The 16,659-nt window shown below is 49.0% G+C and carries 12 protein-coding genes; 10 read left to right on the top strand and 2 right to left on the bottom strand.

Annotated features, from left to right (window positions below; all coding sequences use genetic code 11):
- Window positions 1-15: 15 nt before the first annotated feature.
- The 9 genes from ACZ45B_RS03930 to ACZ45B_RS03890 all read left to right on the top strand — a co-directional run bounded on the left by ACZ45B_RS03930 (window position 16) and on the right by ACZ45B_RS03890 (window position 11,610).
- On the top strand, window positions 16-1,191 hold the full coding sequence (locus ACZ45B_RS03930; RefSeq protein WP_024546037.1) for an LL-diaminopimelate aminotransferase: 1,176 nt from the start codon (window positions 16-18) through the stop codon (window positions 1,189-1,191).
- A complete protein-coding gene (locus ACZ45B_RS03925) occupies window positions 1,188-3,887 on the top strand; it encodes a PEP-utilizing enzyme (RefSeq protein ID WP_024546038.1) in 2,700 nt (899 codons plus the stop codon). The genes ACZ45B_RS03930 and ACZ45B_RS03925 overlap by 4 nt, the downstream gene beginning before the upstream one ends.
- A gap of 56 nt (window positions 3,888-3,943) precedes the next feature.
- The gene (locus tag ACZ45B_RS03920; protein ID WP_024546039.1) at window positions 3,944-5,728 is read left to right on the top strand and encodes an ArnT family glycosyltransferase; all 1,785 of its coding nucleotides are present in this window, start codon (window positions 3,944-3,946) and stop codon (window positions 5,726-5,728) included.
- Window positions 5,729-5,841: 113 nt separating this feature from the next.
- A complete protein-coding gene (locus ACZ45B_RS03915; RefSeq protein WP_464674998.1) occupies window positions 5,842-6,750 on the top strand; it encodes a circadian clock protein KaiA in 909 nt (302 codons plus the stop codon).
- Between the two features lie 78 nt (window positions 6,751-6,828).
- Window positions 6,829-7,143 carry a circadian clock protein KaiB gene (gene kaiB / locus ACZ45B_RS03910; RefSeq protein WP_024546079.1) on the top strand — a complete coding sequence of 105 codons (315 nt, stop codon included), beginning with the start codon at window positions 6,829-6,831 and terminating at the stop codon, window positions 7,141-7,143.
- A 163-nt stretch (window positions 7,144-7,306) separates the two neighbouring features.
- Complete coding sequence (kaiC, locus tag ACZ45B_RS03905) at window positions 7,307-8,857, top strand: circadian clock protein KaiC (RefSeq protein WP_024546040.1); 1,551 nt, start codon at window positions 7,307-7,309, stop codon at window positions 8,855-8,857.
- 241 nt (window positions 8,858-9,098) lie between these two features.
- Complete coding sequence (gene thrC / locus ACZ45B_RS03900; protein ID WP_024546041.1) at window positions 9,099-10,406, top strand: threonine synthase; 1,308 nt, start codon at window positions 9,099-9,101, stop codon at window positions 10,404-10,406.
- 93 nt (window positions 10,407-10,499) lie between these two features.
- On the top strand, window positions 10,500-10,775 hold the full coding sequence (locus ACZ45B_RS03895; RefSeq protein WP_024546042.1) for a MoaD/ThiS family protein: 276 nt from the start codon (window positions 10,500-10,502) through the stop codon (window positions 10,773-10,775).
- A 256-nt stretch (window positions 10,776-11,031) separates the two neighbouring features.
- Window positions 11,032-11,610, top strand: coding sequence for an HPP family protein (locus tag ACZ45B_RS03890; RefSeq protein ID WP_029681836.1), 579 nt, complete (start codon window positions 11,032-11,034; stop codon window positions 11,608-11,610).
- 108 nt (window positions 11,611-11,718) lie between these two features.
- On the opposite strand, the gene ACZ45B_RS03885 is transcribed toward ACZ45B_RS03890, so the two are convergent.
- Window positions 11,719-15,573, bottom strand: coding sequence for a hypothetical protein (locus ACZ45B_RS03885; protein ID WP_464674997.1), 3,855 nt, complete (start codon window positions 15,571-15,573; stop codon window positions 11,719-11,721).
- 254 nt (window positions 15,574-15,827) lie between these two features.
- On the opposite strand from ACZ45B_RS03885, the gene grxC reads away from it, so the two are divergent.
- Window positions 15,828-16,085 (top strand): glutaredoxin 3, encoded by a 258-nt coding sequence (gene grxC, locus ACZ45B_RS03880; RefSeq protein WP_024546046.1) that lies wholly within the window; start codon window positions 15,828-15,830, stop codon window positions 16,083-16,085.
- A 120-nt stretch (window positions 16,086-16,205) separates the two neighbouring features.
- Here the strand turns inward: grxC and ACZ45B_RS03875 are convergent, their stop codons facing one another.
- The gene (locus ACZ45B_RS03875; RefSeq protein WP_051352934.1) at window positions 16,206-16,619 is read right to left on the bottom strand and encodes an RNA-dependent RNA polymerase family protein; all 414 of its coding nucleotides are present in this window, start codon (window positions 16,617-16,619) and stop codon (window positions 16,206-16,208) included.
- Between the last annotated feature and the right edge of the window lie 40 nt (window positions 16,620-16,659).

Genomic DNA, 16,659 nt, shown 5'->3' with positions numbered 1-16,659 from the left:
TTTTGGCTTGTCCCTATGCGTTTTTCCCAGCGGTTATCACGGCTTTCGGCAAATGTGTTCGCAGACATGGACCGGGCCAAGGCCCAAGCAGTGGCGGCAGGTCAGACCTTAATCGATCTATCCTTGGGATCCTCTGACTTGCCTGCGTCGCCGATCGCCATTGAAACCATCGGGCAGGCGCTCCAGGATCCCCAGACCCACGGTTATGTCCTCCACCGCAACACTCAAGCTTTTCGGGAAGCGATCGCCAGTTGGTACAGCCAACGCTATGGGGTTGGGGTTGACCCAGAAACCGAGGTTTTGGCCCTGATCGGCTCCCAGGAAGGGACAGCCCATCTCCCCCTGGCGCTCATGGATCCAGGTGATTATGCCCTTTTGCCAGATCCGGGCTACCCTTCCTATGGCGGGGGAGTCGCCCTGGCAGGGGGCGAGAGCTACTATATGCCTCTCACTGCTGAAAATAATTTTTTGCCACGATTTGAAACAATTCCCCTGGCAGTTTTGGCGCAAAGCCGGTTGATGATTCTCAGCTATCCTAATAATCCGACTGCGGCGATCGCCAGCCTAGATTTTTTCCGGGAAGCCGTCGCCTTCTGCCAGACCCATGATCTCGTTCTGGTGCATGATTTTCCCTATAACGATATGTACTTTACGGCAGCAGCGCCGCCCTCAGTACTCCAGGCTGATCCCGAAAAAACCTGCACCATTGAATTTTTCACCTTTTCAAAATCCTTTAACATGGGCGGCTTTCGGGTCGCTTTTGCGGTGGGCAATGCCCAGTTAATTGCGGCCCTACGTCAGCTCAAAGCAGTGGTTGACTTTAACCAATACCAAGGGATTTTAGCCGGGGCGATCGCCGCACTCCAACGGGATCAAAAAACAATCTCTGAAAACGTCCAAGCATATCAAGACCGGCGGGATACCCTCGTAACAGCCCTTAACCAAGCCGGTTGGGTTGTGCCTAAGCCAGAAGCAACGCTTTATGTTTGGGCTCCATTACCAACCACTTGGTCGGGAAGCGCCTTAGAATTTTGTACACAGTTGGTGGCAGCAACGGGGGTCGCCCTTTCTCCCGGTTCTGGCTTTGGCTCGACAGGGGAAGGCTTCGTGCGTTTTGCCCTCGTGCAGGAGCCGCTCATCCTCCGGGAAGCCGTTCGCCGAATCCAGCGATTTCTCGCGCAACAACCATGACTTTTACTCAACTCTGGGGTTGCCTGTTGATCATGACGGCCATGCCGCTGCTGGGAGCCTTTGTTTCGCTCCCCCAAGGGCGTAACCATGCCAGTCGACAACTCATTTGGGATATGCTGCTGGGGTTGGGGGCGATCGCCCTGACGCGATATTTTTTCCCGCCCCATTCCCCCTGGGAGCTCATCACCCTGTTGGCTCTGACCATGGGCCGCTACTGGCGACGACAAGAAATCTCCTTGGGGCTAGTTTGGGGGGGTCTGCTACTCCACGATTGGCAGATAACCTTGACTACCAGTTTTATTGGTGTGATCAGTCTGACGCTCTTTCGTCAGGTTTATTTGGGGACTTGGGCCGTTTTGGCTTTAGTTTTTGTGGCCTTGGGATTGCGCCATGGCACAGCGCCGGGTTATTGGGGGGCAGCGATCGCCCTCGGAGGGGTCTTAGGTTGGTTGAACCAACGCGCAGGGAGCCAGCAGCAACTGTGGCAACTGTTCCAACCCGAATATGGTTTTCTGAATCTCGATCAACCCCTCATGGCGGCTAAGGTGGGCCAAGATGCAGCGACCCTCAGCCAGCTCAAGGCCCTGGGTTACCCCGTTTTACCAGGCTGGATACTCAGGCCAGGGGATGATCTCCAGCGTTTTTTGACTTTCCTCGAACCTAAGGGCGATCGCCCCTATATGGTGCGTCTGTCCAGTGAGAAGCCGGCCCTTACTTTCCATATTCCCACGGAGTCTCTGAGGACCTCAGCGGAACTTGAAGCGGCTTTGGTCAATGGGTTTAGCAACGCCGATCTAGGACGGCAAGCTCTCCTCATCCAAGCCCAACCATCGGTGTTATGGTCTGGCATTACCTATAGCCGTCCCCCTTTGCCCTACAGTCGCCAAGATCCACTGACAGAAGTGGCCCGGGATTTTATTACCCCCCTGGTGATCGGAGAAGGGCGATTTCCAATTTTCTATGGCCTAGCTGATCCCCAGCCTCTCGGGGAAGTGTCTGCTCCGGAACAGCCACCCCAAACTCTTCTCCGGGACGTGGCCCAACTCAGTCGCCAACTGGAAAAGCACCAAGGGAGTCCCCAGGCAATGGAATGGTGTTTCACGGGGGAACAACTGTGGATTTTGCGGGTGCGGCCTGTCTATCACCTCCACCCAGTGTGGACGAGGGAATGGATCGGGAGCCTCTTACCCCAACCCCTTTCTCCCCTCAGTGCGTCTCTACTGGAGACTATCGTCCCCGGGGCGATTGCCTCCCTCTACACGGCCCTGTGGGAAGGCCAGGAAAACCCCCGCAATATTACTTTCATCTCCCATCACCGAGGTTACAGTTACCTCAACCGCAGCTTTTGGGAGCGTCTCTGGCACCGCAAAAACTTCAATGTCGCTGATTTACAATCGCGAACTGGGTTAATGGGGCTCATGCTCCGCCATCCGATGCTTTGCTATCGCTATCTCCGTTGGGACTGGCAGTGGTATGGGGAATTTCAGGGGATAGTCCATCGGTTTTGCTATCCTCTTTTGAAAACCCTCAAAATGATCGATAGTCACCCAACGGCCTTGGGATTGGCTGACCGCGTCCATAGCGTAGAACAAATCACTGATATCCTGGAGCTGCTTTTGGGCTTTTGGTTACGGGGTGAAGTGATCCTCTGGCGCAAAAGGCTGACCAGTGGTTTACCAAACTTTCTGCCGCCCCTCCCCCCCCGTGTACAAACGCTCAATCAGTTGGCTGTGGATATTCGGGCTCAACTCAAGGCAGAGGGAAAGGTGGGCCGGGGGCACCGGGAACCCTTGACCCGGGCCGCCCTATTCGCGCAATTGGCAGAACTCCCCGATGGCGATCGCTTTTTTGAGCGCTTAGACCAATGGATCGCAGACTATAGCGACGGGGCTGCCTTACCCTGGGAACTGGCCCAAAAGCGCTGGCGAGAAAATACGGGGGCCGTACGACAGTGGTTAACAGATTTGGTCAATCAGCCAAGAACCGCCATTTCTCCGGTGGCCCTCAGTGCCGCCCAACGGCAACTCCAGCAGACCCATTTGCAACAAGAGGAAGTGGCGAGCTTTTACGAAATGTTTTTGGCCCAATTGCGCCAGCATCTGTTGGCGATCGCCCAAATGTGGCAAAAGCAGGGTTATTTAGAACAACCTGACGATATTTTTTGGCTGAAACTATCTGAGGTGAAGACCTTAACGACAGATCCTGGTTCCCAAGATTTTTCGCAACTGCAACTGAAAATTCAATATCGGCGATCACAGCTCAGTTTAGACCAAGAACAGGGGGCCCCACCGGATATTATCTACGGTCAACTGAAGACAAAAACCGATGTCTCCAGTAGTTGTTCTCTCCAAAAACTCCAAGGCCAGGCGGTCAGTAGTGGGGCGGTGATTGGTCAGGTACGTTTCTGTCCCCAGGGGCAACTATCAACTGGGTGGAGTGCCAATGATATCCTCGTAACTTCCTATATCCACGAAGGTGACCTGGCGATGCTTCCCCAAGTGGGGGGAATTATTACAACCCAGGGAGGGGTTCTTTCCCAGGGAGCCAGTTTAGCCCGCCAGCACCACATCCCAATGGTGGCTAATGTTGCAGTGGCTTTTGATAGTTTGCAGCCGGGTCAGTGGGTGCGCCTCGATGGGCGTCTCGGCCAAGTGGAATTACTAGATCCGGGGGCGCTCTCAACGGATGCAAATTAGTTTTTCTCTGGGCAGGTTACAATCGCTGAAGTTTTGACTCTCGATTTCCCTGATTTATGTCGCGCTTTGACTCTGTCCGCCGTTGGTATCAAACCTACGAAAAATTCCCGAAAACGACGGGGATCATCTCGGCGATCACCCTAGGTCTGCTGGGGGGCTTGGCTTTTTTCTTTCGTTTAGGCAGCATTGGTCTCATCGATGAAACGGAGCCGATGTTTGCAGATGCGGCCCGGCGAATGCTACTCACGGGGGATTGGATTACCCCTTATTACAATGGCGAAACCCGCTTCGATAAGCCGCCCTTGGTGTATTGGCTGATGGCGATCGCCTACAAAATTGTGGGTGTCAATGCCTGGGGAGCTAGATTACCGTCTGCTTTCGCCGCCTTAGGGCTCATGATCCTGCTGTTTATTTTGTTGCGTAAATTTGGCTTCGGTACCATCGCAGCGGCAGCTGATCCCACTAGCCCGAAAAGTCAGCGTCAACTATGGTTAGCCGCTTGGATCGGTAGCAGTCTTGTCGCCCTAAATCTCCAGACCATTGTTTGGGCAAGACAGGGGGTTGCCGATATGCTGCTCAATGGCTGTTTTAGTGGTGGCCTCATTTGTTTTTTCTATGGTTATGGCAGTGGTGGCAAGGCGATCAATCGTTGGCTACCCAATAGTTGGTATATTGCTGCCTACGTTTTATTGGCCTGTGCGGTGCTAGCAAAAGGACCCGTGGGGATCGTTGTACCGGGAATGGTTATTTTGGTTTTTCTCCTCTATCTCGGTAAATTTCGAGAAGTGTTCAAGGAAGCTAAACCCCTGATGGGCACAGTTATTTTTTTGGCGATCGCCACCCCTTGGTTTGTTTTAGTGACCCTCCGCAACGGCCAGGCTTATATTGATAGCTTTTTTGGCTACCACAATGTAGAACGCTTTACGGGGGTTGTGAATGGTCATAATGCCCCTTGGTACTTTTATTTTTTGGTGGTTTTAATCGGCTTTTTGCCCTGGTCTGTATATTTGCCAGGGGCGATCGCCAGACTCCAGCTCCATCGCCCCTCCCTCTGGCGTCAAGCTCCCCGGGAAGCACACCTGGCTCTCTTTGCCGGTGTTTGGTTTTGGGTGGTATTTATATTTTTCACAATCGCTGTGACCAAGTTGCCCAGCTATACCATTCCTTTACTCCCAGCGGCGGCGATTTTAGTGGCTCTTTTTAGTAGCTATGGGATTGAAACCCCCCAACGGTTGTCGAAAGGATTTTTGGGGAGTGCGATCGCCAATGTGGTGTTTGGCCTCATTTTAAGCGGCTTTATGCTCTATAGCCCCCGGGTGATCGGCGATGATCCCGCTGCCCCTGACCTTGCTGCAACCTTTGCCCAGTCAAACTTAGCTTGGTGGGGATTTGGCATTTGGCTCGTGGGCAGTCTCATGCTGATTGCCATGGTGCAGCGACGATCGCCCTTGGGCATTTATCTAAGCAATAGCGTGATTATGGTGGCGCTGATTGCCCTAGTATTGCTCCCTGTTGGCGCCTTAATTGACCAAGAACGCCAAAGCGGTTTGAGGGAGATTGCCCATCTGATCACCACCGATCAACGCCCTAATGAGGCGATCGCCATGGTCGGCTTTGAAAAACCGAGTCTCGTCTTTTACAGTGGTCAGGATATTCATTTTATCAATCCCGATCAAGAAGACGGAATCGCCGCCATCAATGCCATCGCAACCGAGGCGAATCCTTCTTTTTTGCTGATTACTGGCGCCGATACCCTAGGGAAACTTCCGCTCGCCGATAAAACCGTAGAGACCCTCCTTGAAAGGAAGCCTTACCAGCTGTTGCGGGTAGAGCGACAATAACATTCTAGAGACTTCAACTGGAGTGATCCCTAGGATATGCAAGTAAAAAATTAAGTTTATTTTTATAATTGTCCTATTACGGAAAGAAAGTTATCCTTTAACCTAAGCTAATCTTGAGTTCGGTCGGTCTATTGGTTCCTAAACTTTACCTTTGTCTTGTCATGCCTCCCGGGTTTCAATCCGGAGAAATCGAGGCTGAATTAAGCGGCGATCGCTACCAAGTGAAACACCTTGACTATAACCAAGAATTTTTAACTTTCCTAGAAAGTAATAAAGAGAAAGTTGATTGTCTAGTTGTTATTCAAAATACTGAAAATTATTTTTATTTTGAATCTTTAGTCAAGGACAGTATTCTCCTTCCCTGCGTCTTTCTTTACCCAACAAAAAAGGTTGCGAATTTCCCAGGGGATGAGACGACCCAATGCTACCATAGCGCTGAACAGTATTTGGAATTTGCCGATCTGAAGCATTTGCCTTTCAGTATCGACCAGGCGATCGCCCAATTCCTTCACCTCGCTCCTAGTTGTGCCCTCAGCGATAAACCAGAGGATCCCCGCCAGAGCAATCCCGACAAAACCCACCAAGCCTTTTTACTGTTGCAGCAGCGCCGTCTTGCCGAAAAATTGCGAGAACGTCTCGGCTATTTAGGGGTCTACTACAAGCGCAACTCAAAATATTTTTACCGCAATCTTTCTGCCGCAGAACAACAGGAGTTTCGTGAACAATTTGCCGCTGACTATCGGGATGTGGTACTCAATTACTTCAATGGTGACCTGCCCACAAATCAAGCAATTGATCAATTTGTGAACCAAGCCTTTTTTGCGGATGTTTCAGTCTCATATATTCTTGAAACTCATATGCAATTAATGGATGAGTTTTCGCAGCAATTAAAATTAGAAGGTCGCAGTGAAGATATTCTGTTAGACTATCGCCTCACCCTAATTGATATTGTGGCGCATCTGTGCGAAATGTACCGCCGTTCTATCCCCCGTGAAGATTTACCTTTCGAACTTTTATTCTAGGATAGACTAGGATGCAATTGCGCTTCTCTGACATCCACAAAAGTCCAATTTTATTCCTACCCACAGCAGCCCCGCTCTATGAATCGTCTAAAGAAAACTTATGTTTTAAAGCTTTATGTGGCTGGCAACACTCCCAACTCTGTCCGGGCCCTCAAAACCTTAAAAAATATTTTAGAAACAGACTTTAAAGGCGTTTATGCCCTAAAAGTGATTGATGTCCTTCAAAACCCCCAGCTTGCTGAAGAGGACAAGATACTCGCAACCCCAACCCTTTCAAAGGTATTGCCCCCCCCTGTTCGTAAGATTATCGGCGATCTCTCAGATCGAGAAAAAGTTTTAATCGGTCTCGACCTCCTCTATGAGGAATTTTTAGAGCGAGAAGAGGAGCTTTAGGGAGAAGCCCTTCTTCTAGTAGGATGAAGCCATTTAAGTCAACTTATTTTCCAGTTCGTTGGGCGATCGCCTAGCATAGGGGGCAACCTGAAAACTCCGAGTATTTCCAATCATCCACCCTATTTACTCTTCGCTATTTGAGATTTCTAGCCGCTAAATCGTAATGAATCAGCCTATTTCCCCCAATAACGGCGCCATTAAAGGCGTCCAGAAAATTCGTACCCTCATCGAAGGTCTTGATGAGATTAGTCATGGTGGTTTACCCTCTGGCAGAACAACTCTGGTCAGTGGGACATCAGGCACAGGGAAAACCTTATTGGCGATTCAATTTCTCTACCATGGCATTAAACACTTTGATTACCCAGGGCTGTTTGTCACCTTTGAGGAATCTCCCCGAGACATTATCCAGAATGCCCATAGCTTTGGCTGGGATCTCCAGAGCCTGGTGGATGAAGGCAAGCTTTTTATCCTTGATGCATCTCCCGATCCCGATGGCCAAGAAGTAGTAGGAAACTTTGATCTTTCAGCCTTGATTGAGCGGATCCAGTATGCAATCCGTAAATATAACGCGCGATTGGTATCGATTGATTCTGTGACAGCGGTTTTCCAGCAATACGATGCAGCACCAGTGGTGCGCCGGGAAATTTTTCGCTTAGTTGCTCGGCTCAAACATTTAGCAGTGACTTCGATCATGACCACCGAAAGGTTAGATGAATATGGCCCGGTGGCTCGCTTTGGGGTCGAAGAATTTGTTTCAGATAATGTCATCATTCTGCGAAACGTGCTGGAAGGAGAACGACGACGGCGGACTATCGAAATTCTCAAGCTCCGGGGAACAACCCACATGAAAGGAGAATATCCTTTTACGATCACCAACGATGGGATCAATATTTTCCCACTGGGGGCGATGCGTCTCACCCAGCGTTCTTCCAACGCACGGATTTCTTCCGGTGTGGAAACCCTCGACAAAATGTGTGGTGGTGGCTTCTTCAAAGATTCAATCATTCTGGCAACGGGGGCCACGGGGACAGGCAAGACATTGCTGGTCAGTAAGTTCCTCGAAGAAGGCTGTCGGCGCGGCGAACGGGCGATTTTATTCGCCTATGAAGAGTCCCGGGCTCAGTTGTCACGAAATGCCTCTTCCTGGGGGATTGACTTTGAGGAGATGGAGCGCAAGGGGCTGTTGAAGTTGCTCTGCTCCTACCCAGAATCAGCGGGTCTGGAGGATCATTTGCAGATGATCAAATCAGAAATTTCAGAGTTTAAACCTTCTCGGATTGCGATCGATTCTCTATCGGCGTTAGCGCGGGGAGTGACGAATAATGCGTTCCGTCAGTTTGTAATTGGCGTGACAGGTTATGCGAAACAGGAAGAAATCACAGGTTTCTTTACGAATACAACGGACCAATTTATGGGGGCTCACTCGATTACGGAGTCCCATATTTCGACAATTACAGACACAATTTTGATGCTGCAGTATGTGGAAATTCGTGGCGAGATGTCCCGGGCAATCAACGTCTTCAAGATGAGGGGCTCTTGGCACGATAAGGGAATTCGAGAATACACCATCAGTGAGGGAGGGGCCGCGATTAAGGATTCCTTCCGTAACTATGAACGGATTATTAGCGGTTCACCGACACGAATTGCAGTGGACGAGAAGTCGGAACTGTCACGGATTATGCGGGGTGTTCAGGATAAAACTTTGCCAGAATAGTCCTCTCTGCCTGATGGCGTCTCCTTAGGGGAGAACAGTTTCGGGGATTTTAGATAATTAATTGGTCTTTAGAGAAGAAGAGGCGATCGCCTCTTCTCTTTTTTTGTGCTGCTTCATTATGAGTTGATAGGCGCTTTAATCCCGACTATTTTTATCGGGTATGATTGACGCCGGCTTTTTTACTGTTTACTATGACTTTCAACTAAGCATTCAGCATTCATGGAAACGGAGAAAACATTCAATGACTCAAGCAACCCTTGATACTGCCGTCGCCTCCCTCGACACCGCCAACTTCACCGCCCTCGCCTGTAAGGAATGTGGCGCCGAGTACGAACCCAAAGCCCTCCATGTTTGTGAATTTTGCTTTGGCCCCCTCGAAGTGAAGTATGACTACGACAAAATCGCCAGCAAAGTAAGCCGCGCAAGCATCGAAGCTGGCCCCAAGTCTATCTGGCGCTACAAAGAATTTTTGCCCGTTGCTGGGGGGCCCATCGATGTGGGTACTGGTTTTACCCCCCTCCTCAAAGCAAATCGTTTGGCCCGTCGCCTCGGTCTCAAGGAGCTTTACATCAAAAATGATGCGGTCAATATGCCTACCTTGAGTTTCAAGGACCGGGTGGTATCCGTCGCATTGACCCGCGCCCGCGAATTGGGTTTTTCTACCGTTTCCTGTGCCAGTACTGGGAATTTGGCCAACTCCACAGCGGCGATCGCCGCCCATGCTGGCCTCGACTGTTGCGTTTTTATCCCCTCCGATCTTGAAGCTGGTAAAGTCCTCGGCACTTTGATCTACAACCCCATTTTGATGGCGGTTCACGGTAACTATGACCAAGTCAACCGTCTTTGTTCCGAAGTAGCGAATTCCCATGGTTGGGGCTTTGTGAATATCAACCTCCGCCCCTACTACTCCGAAGGTTCCAAGACCCTCGGCTACGAAGTGATCGAACAGCTTGGCTGGGAACTGCCTGACCATGTGGTTGCCCCCCTTGCCTCCGGTTCTTTGTTCACGAAGATCTACAAAGGTTTTAATGAATTCGTTAAAGTCGGTCTTGTGGAAGATAAAGCCGTTCGCTTTAGTGGCGCCCAGGCAGAAGGTTGTTCCCCTATTTCCCAAGCTTACAAAGAAGGCCGCGACTTCATCACCCCCGTTAAGCCCAACACGATCGCCAAATCCATTGCGATCGGCAACCCCGCTGACGGTGTTTACGCCGTGGAAATTGCCAACAAGACCAATGGCAACATCGAGGATGTCAATGACACCGAAATCGTCGAAGGGATCAAACTCCTCGCCGAAACCGAAGGCATCTTTACTGAAACCGCTGGCGGCACAACCATCGCTGTGTTGAAGAAACTGGTAGAAGCAGGCAAAATCAACCCCGATGAAAAAACAGTTGTTTACATTACAGGCAATGGTCTCAAGACTCAGGAAGCCGTCCAAAATGCCGCTGGTGAGCCCCTTACCATCGAGGCAAACCTCGAAGCCTTCGAGCAAGCCCTCGAACGAGCTCGCACCCTTGAGCGTCTAGAGTGGCAGCAAACTTTGGTATAGTTGCTGTTCTAAATTGGGTAAATTTTTAGCCTACGTCAAAAATTTGCCCAGTTTTATTCTGTCGTTAACTTAGTCAAAATTTGTCTCTTAAAAATGGCAATTAAAGTTCTAGTCCCCACCCCGCTCCAAAAGTTTACGAAGGACCAACCTACCGTTGAATGTTCTGGTTCTTCCATTAAAGAATTGCTCGATGCCTTAGAAACAAACTGTCCCGGCATCAAAGCTCGCCTCTGTGATGAACAGGGTAACCCCCGGCGCTTTTTAAACCTCTACGTCAATGAAGAAGATATCCGCTTTCTTGACGGTGTTGAAACAGCTCTGAATGACGGTGATGAAGTCAGCATTGTCCCTGCCGTAGCAGGGGGCTGAGGCTTCGAGCAATAAACCATGAATGCTTGATACAGGTGAAGAAAACTTCACCTGTTTTTTTGTCTATTTATCGCTTTCAATCTGACTGATGAATAAGGTAATTTTTTGCTAATTCTATAAGTAAAAATTGACATTGAAATCACAAATTTATCTTGTAGAAAATCAATAAATGCAAAAATGTCATGATACATTTAATTTATTGCATGAAGTAAAGTATTAAACTCCAGCAATTCCATTAATCTTGATAAAACCTTTTATGTCAGCATCTCCCCAGCGGGCATCTATTCGACTGCAAAAACGCTCTAATATAGTGATTTTAAGACGTTGGCGACGCAAATTTTACGCGCTACAACAGAGTCGCAAACATCAGCCTAGCTTCTCTTGGCAGCACATTAGTTTGTCATTTTTGGGGAGTTTTATTGGAATTTCGACCCTCGCTTATATTTCGCTTTATAGTTCTTATCCTTTAATTGCCGCCCCTTTTGGGGCTACAGCAGTGCTGGTTTTCGGGGTGCCGGATAGTCCATTAGCTCAGCCTCGTAATGTGATTGTGGGCAATGTAATCGGGGCATGTAGTTGTGTGGTGTTATTTCATTTGTTTGGGGATGCTCCCTGGGTTATGGGTTTAGCGGTGGCCGTAACCATCAAGTTAATGCAACTCACCCGGACGGTGCACCCACCTTCGGGGGCGGTGGCATTAATTGGCATTTTGAGCCATGCTTCTTGGCAGTTTATTTTGACGCCTGCTTTGTGTGGTTCTGTAATGATTGTCTGGTTGACAGTCATTTTCAGTCGTGTCGTGCCAGGGCGCCCTTACCCGAAGCATTGGCTGTGAGCAAGCTCGCTCTCGCGATTGTTCACTCAGCATTACAGGTATGGTTCAAAATACTTCTGGGATTGGGGTATTGACTATTTTTAAAGTTAATCGCCATCATTTATATTGTTATTGCCAGAGGCTAAATTCTTCGAGCCAATGATGCAGTGTAGAAAGGATCTGGATACGACGTTTTTCAAAGTTTGCGGCAATGCTGATTAAAATAATTCCAGCAATAAGGCTAATGATCCATTTGGCGAAGGCGTAGCGGTCAATTAGGATCACCAATTGATAAACGCCTGTCAGCATGAGGGTAATTGTGCCGTTATAAAGAAAAGCACGGATCTGAGAGCCGAGGGCTAGGAAGATTAAGCCTAGACTAATGAGAGCTGGGGTAATGCCAAATTCTTGGTAATAAACTAGGGCAATGAGGCAGATAAGACCGCTGCCGATGAGCCGCCAATAATGTTTGTGTTTGCGTTGATATTTTGATTTGAAGCTAGGGTCTAGTTGGACGATCAGTAAAATACTCAGACCAATTTGGAGACCGTAACTGAGGGGCTGGTTAAGGTCAAAATCAGCCAGAGTTTTAGCGATGAGCCAGTTGCCAAAAATGAGGCTGATATAACTCCAACGGATATTTTGTTGTACTTGTGCCAGACGGAGATAGACGATGCTGATGCTAATGAGGCTGAGATAGGACGCATCTTGGGTGGCGGTAAGACAAAGGGCTGGCATGGCGATCGCCAGACGATGCCATGGGGCTTCGCGCCAGCCGAGGTTTGACCAAGGCAGTTGAAAAATGAAAAGGGCCAGGATTGACACGAGGAGAACTCGCACAGAATCGAGACTTTGGATTTCAGTCCACATCCAGCGAGCTTGAATGCCTGTTGTTGTAAGTTCTATGGCACCGAGATAAATCCACCAGTCTGAGGATTGCGAGGCTCGATTTGTGGAGTTTTGGGCTTGGATGAAAGCATAGAGAGCAAGGCCAAGATTCACGGCGATCGCCAAAATTTTCAGGTTTGGCGGCGTAGATAAAAAGTAGGGAAGTGTGAGGAGCTTAAAGCTGGCTGCAATCAACCAGTGGAGATGGGCGGCGGTGAGTATTTCTTGGAGGGGAATACCATAGATTTCGGTTTTTTGTTGGTGGCTCAGTAGCCAGTAAAAACTACGATAAAAAAGGGCGAGAATAATCCCCACCACCGCAAGAAGAATTAGGGCATCCCCCAAATTTCCGCCACTGCTGCGCGACATTTGAAAAAGAACAATTTCGTACAGACCAAGGGTAATGCCGCTAAAGCCAAGCAACCGTAAAAAACCACTGAGCTTGGGATAGGTTTGGGCGATCGCCAAAAATAAAATGCCGGCTACCAGGGAAGCCAGCCCCGTATAAGTTTCAAAATAGCCCCACCGCCAAAACCACCCAAGGCTTGTAAAGATGAGGGGATAGGCCCGCCAAGTGGTCAAGGTTTTTAGAGCGGTGGCCTTGGGTTGGAGTTGCCAAAAGATCGCCGCTAAAACGAAATGAACCATGGCGATCGCCGTGGGGCTACTCCCCTGTAAACGAGCCCCTTCTAAAACGATACCTTCGAGGGCGATCGCCCCCATCGCAAACGCTTCCTCCTGGGGCTTTGGCCCATATTTTTTGAACAAGACCAACGCCAAAATACCACTACTGACCAGAATCTCGGGGTGAGCTTCAACGGACTCGAAATAGCGCCATTGTTCAGTACAGTAATTTGCCAAGGCTAAGGCCACAGAACCGGCAAACAATAGACCCCACTGCTGGCTTGCGTTGCGGTACAGTCGCCCCAGATATTGACGGTGCCGTTGTAAAAAATGGCTCAGACCCCACCACAGAGCACTGGTCAAACTGCCTACAATGAGCCAAGTCCAAGCCTGCGACCACTGGGCCGCTACCGTCAGAATTAAGGCACTCCCAAAGGCGAGGTGTAAGGATGCCAGGTGAGCAAGGGGCAATAAACGCACATTAATAGACATTAAAATTCCGGCGATCGCCCAGCAAATTGTTAAAAAAAGCCAACTGCTGGACTCGGTAAAACTCCCCCCGATCAAAAACTCCCAATCGTAAGTCACCAAGCCGCAAACAGGTAACCCCACCAAGGCAGCAATGCTGAGCAGCACCCCTTCCCGTCGCCATTGTCGCCTTTTGTTCCAAGCAACTAAGGTCGCCATCCCTGGCACCACAAGCCATAACAATCGCCAGAGAGGGGAGACCACAGAAGGCGTAATGAGGAGAGTAATTAAACTGGCGATCGCCAAAATAAACCCAAAATACCAACTACTTCGTTGCCAAGTTTTACGGCGGTGACAGGTGGTGGGCCACAGGCAAAATCCCCATTCCAACACCAGGGCCAATAGACAGAGTTGTCCCCATAATAAAAAATCTCCGGGTGGTGAGAAGCGGCCAATGATCCCAGCCAGAGCTAAGAGAGCCATCCCGTGACAGAGGTAAAGATAACCAAGGCGCAGTTGGGGACGGCTATATTCCGCAAAATAAAACCAAATTCCGGCTGAAATGCTTAAATTCAAGGCACGCCAGGTGGGATTGGGTAAACTCAAGGCCACCAAAATCAGGCCCAACATTAACAGCAATCTTTCTGAGGTTAGGGCGAGATTGACTTTCCCTCGGCGATAAAACCACAGGGCGGCGATCGCCCAAATCACCAGATAGGGAAGAAGAGTGACGCTATAAATTGCGTAGGGAAAATCATAGGCTTGGGAAAATTCCACCGCTGCCGCCGTCGCTGACGTTTTAAACCCCAATGGAATAATATTGCGACACAGAATGCCCCCTTGTAGACCCACCACAAACAACGCCACCAAATCCGTCACCAGCCAGGTGCGTCGCAGCCTTTGGAGCAGCCACATGATCCCTAAAGCTGATACTCCTAACACCTGCCAGTCATAGCGGCCAACGGTGACTAACCAACCAAGCAGCAGCAATATACCACCGCCAATTTCCCAAAAGGGAGAAACTTTCACCGAAGCTTGAGCCACAGCCCTTGGTCGCTCTAATGTCGTCAAGAGCCAACCCAGGGCCCCGAGCCCTAAGCCCAATTCCCCGATGGGGATCCCCGTCACGGTAATGCCTCGAAATAGTAATAATCCCAAGCCAAAGAGTAAAAATTCTGAGCCCGTTTTTTCGGGAATTTTTGGGGAATGAGTGCGCTCAGCCGCCAGGGGTAATCCCCAGAAAATCACCAGAATAATCCCAATACTCAAATAAACTGCTCCCACTGGTGGGAAGATGCTTTCCCAGCCCCAATGGCACAATCCTAGGGCGATGAAGCCCGCCACCATGGGTTTTGACCAGGCATGCGCCTTTGTGAAGTAATCGACTCCCCCAAGCAACGGGATGATCAAGGCGATCGCCACCCAACCAGCCCAAGATGATGTCCACACAGCCAATTGATCGACCGCCCAGAAATTTAACGGCACCAGCAACATTGCGATGATTTGCAGGGTGCGGGCAGTTAAATTTAAAGCGACCTGACGGTTTGCCCACAAACCCGTACAACCGAACAATACGGTGTAACTCCATAACACTAGATATTGTCCCAGCGGAGGAAAATTCCCCCATTGACTGGCGACCAATACCCCTGAGGAAAGAACGACGAGAAAAACCCCAAGAAATAAGAGCCAGCGCACTGAAAGCTCTTCAAAAAAGCGTTCTAGAATATTGGGTGTTTTCGCTTGTCGGGGCAAAGTTCTTTGGAACCTCTGAGCGGCTGCCAATGCCCCGACGATAACGGGGATTCGCTCTTGGGAATCTTTTTTTTGTTTGGCTGGAATTTTGCGCTCTGCTTCGTCTGGAATGGGACAAGAGAGCTGCGATCGCCCCAGTAATAAGACCCAGTCGTGGCTGATTAATCCCAGTTGCAACAACTGATCTAACCCTGCTAGCAGTTGAGGATGCTCTGCACTGAGTGACAGGTTGATCCGCTTTCTCTCTGACATCTCTGAACCCTTTGCCGTGATTCTTTACCCAAATGCTAAGCGTGGATTTTTTTGATGCGCCAAAATTGTGTAAATATTTACCGCTGTCTGATTGAAAAATAATGCCTGACGCGTGATTCCAAAGCGTCTTGGCGCACTGCATCGAATCTTTATAACGTTGCCGTAAGCCCAAGGGAAAGCTGCGATGTTTATTCTTCGGGGACAGAAAACGCTAAACTTGACATAAATTGTTACATTTCAGGAAAATTTTAATTATGGCCGCAACCGTTGAAATCTACACTTGGAGCACTTGCCCTTTTTGTATCCGCGCCAAGCATCTCCTCGACAAAAAACAGGTGAAATACACTGAGTATTGTATTGATGGTGATCGCCAAGCACGGGATGTGATGACCGAACGGGCCAATGGTCGTAGTAGTCTCCCCCAGATTTTTATCAACGACCAACATATCGGCGGCTGTGATGACATTTACGCGCTAGAGCGCCAAGGTAGCTTGGATTCACTCTTGGTCTGAGCTATCTGATTTTTTTAGAAAATAAGGGGCGATCGCCCAAGGGCAGCTACTGAAATGGCAGGCGATTGCCTGCCATTTCAAACTAAATTTCTCGACGATCATAATACAAAACTTTTCCGTTTAAGTTGATTGACTATCTGGTTCCTCTTTTGCTTGAATAACATCTCTCTTGTAAAGTTCACTATATTTATCCAAAAATTTTTGAGTTATTGGATCGCTTCTTCCCCGAACATTCTTCGAAAATTCTATTTTTCCTCGTATTGCCTCAACAAAAGATGATTTTTTCTTTCGCTTTAGTGTAGGAGTTTTTGCATATTTTTCCAAATAAACTTGACTTGCTTTCTCTAATCCAAACTTTTCCCAAGAGTATAGTGCCGCGCGAAGATTACGAATATATTTTCGACTGACGTTTAACTTTTTATTGACAACTAGACCTGTAACTTGCTGTTTTTGATGGGGATATAAGAGGCGTATTTTATTTTGATTTAAAGTAAAACCATTACTCGTAAATAAGTACTCTAATTCGTCACTCACTAGTATTGGATACTTCTCTCTAACTAAATCTAGATTTTTA

Source organism: Picosynechococcus sp. NKBG15041c (assembly GCF_055380235.1).
Note: the sequence above shows the minus strand (reverse complement) of the source record. Positions and strands in the feature narration are given on the sequence as shown.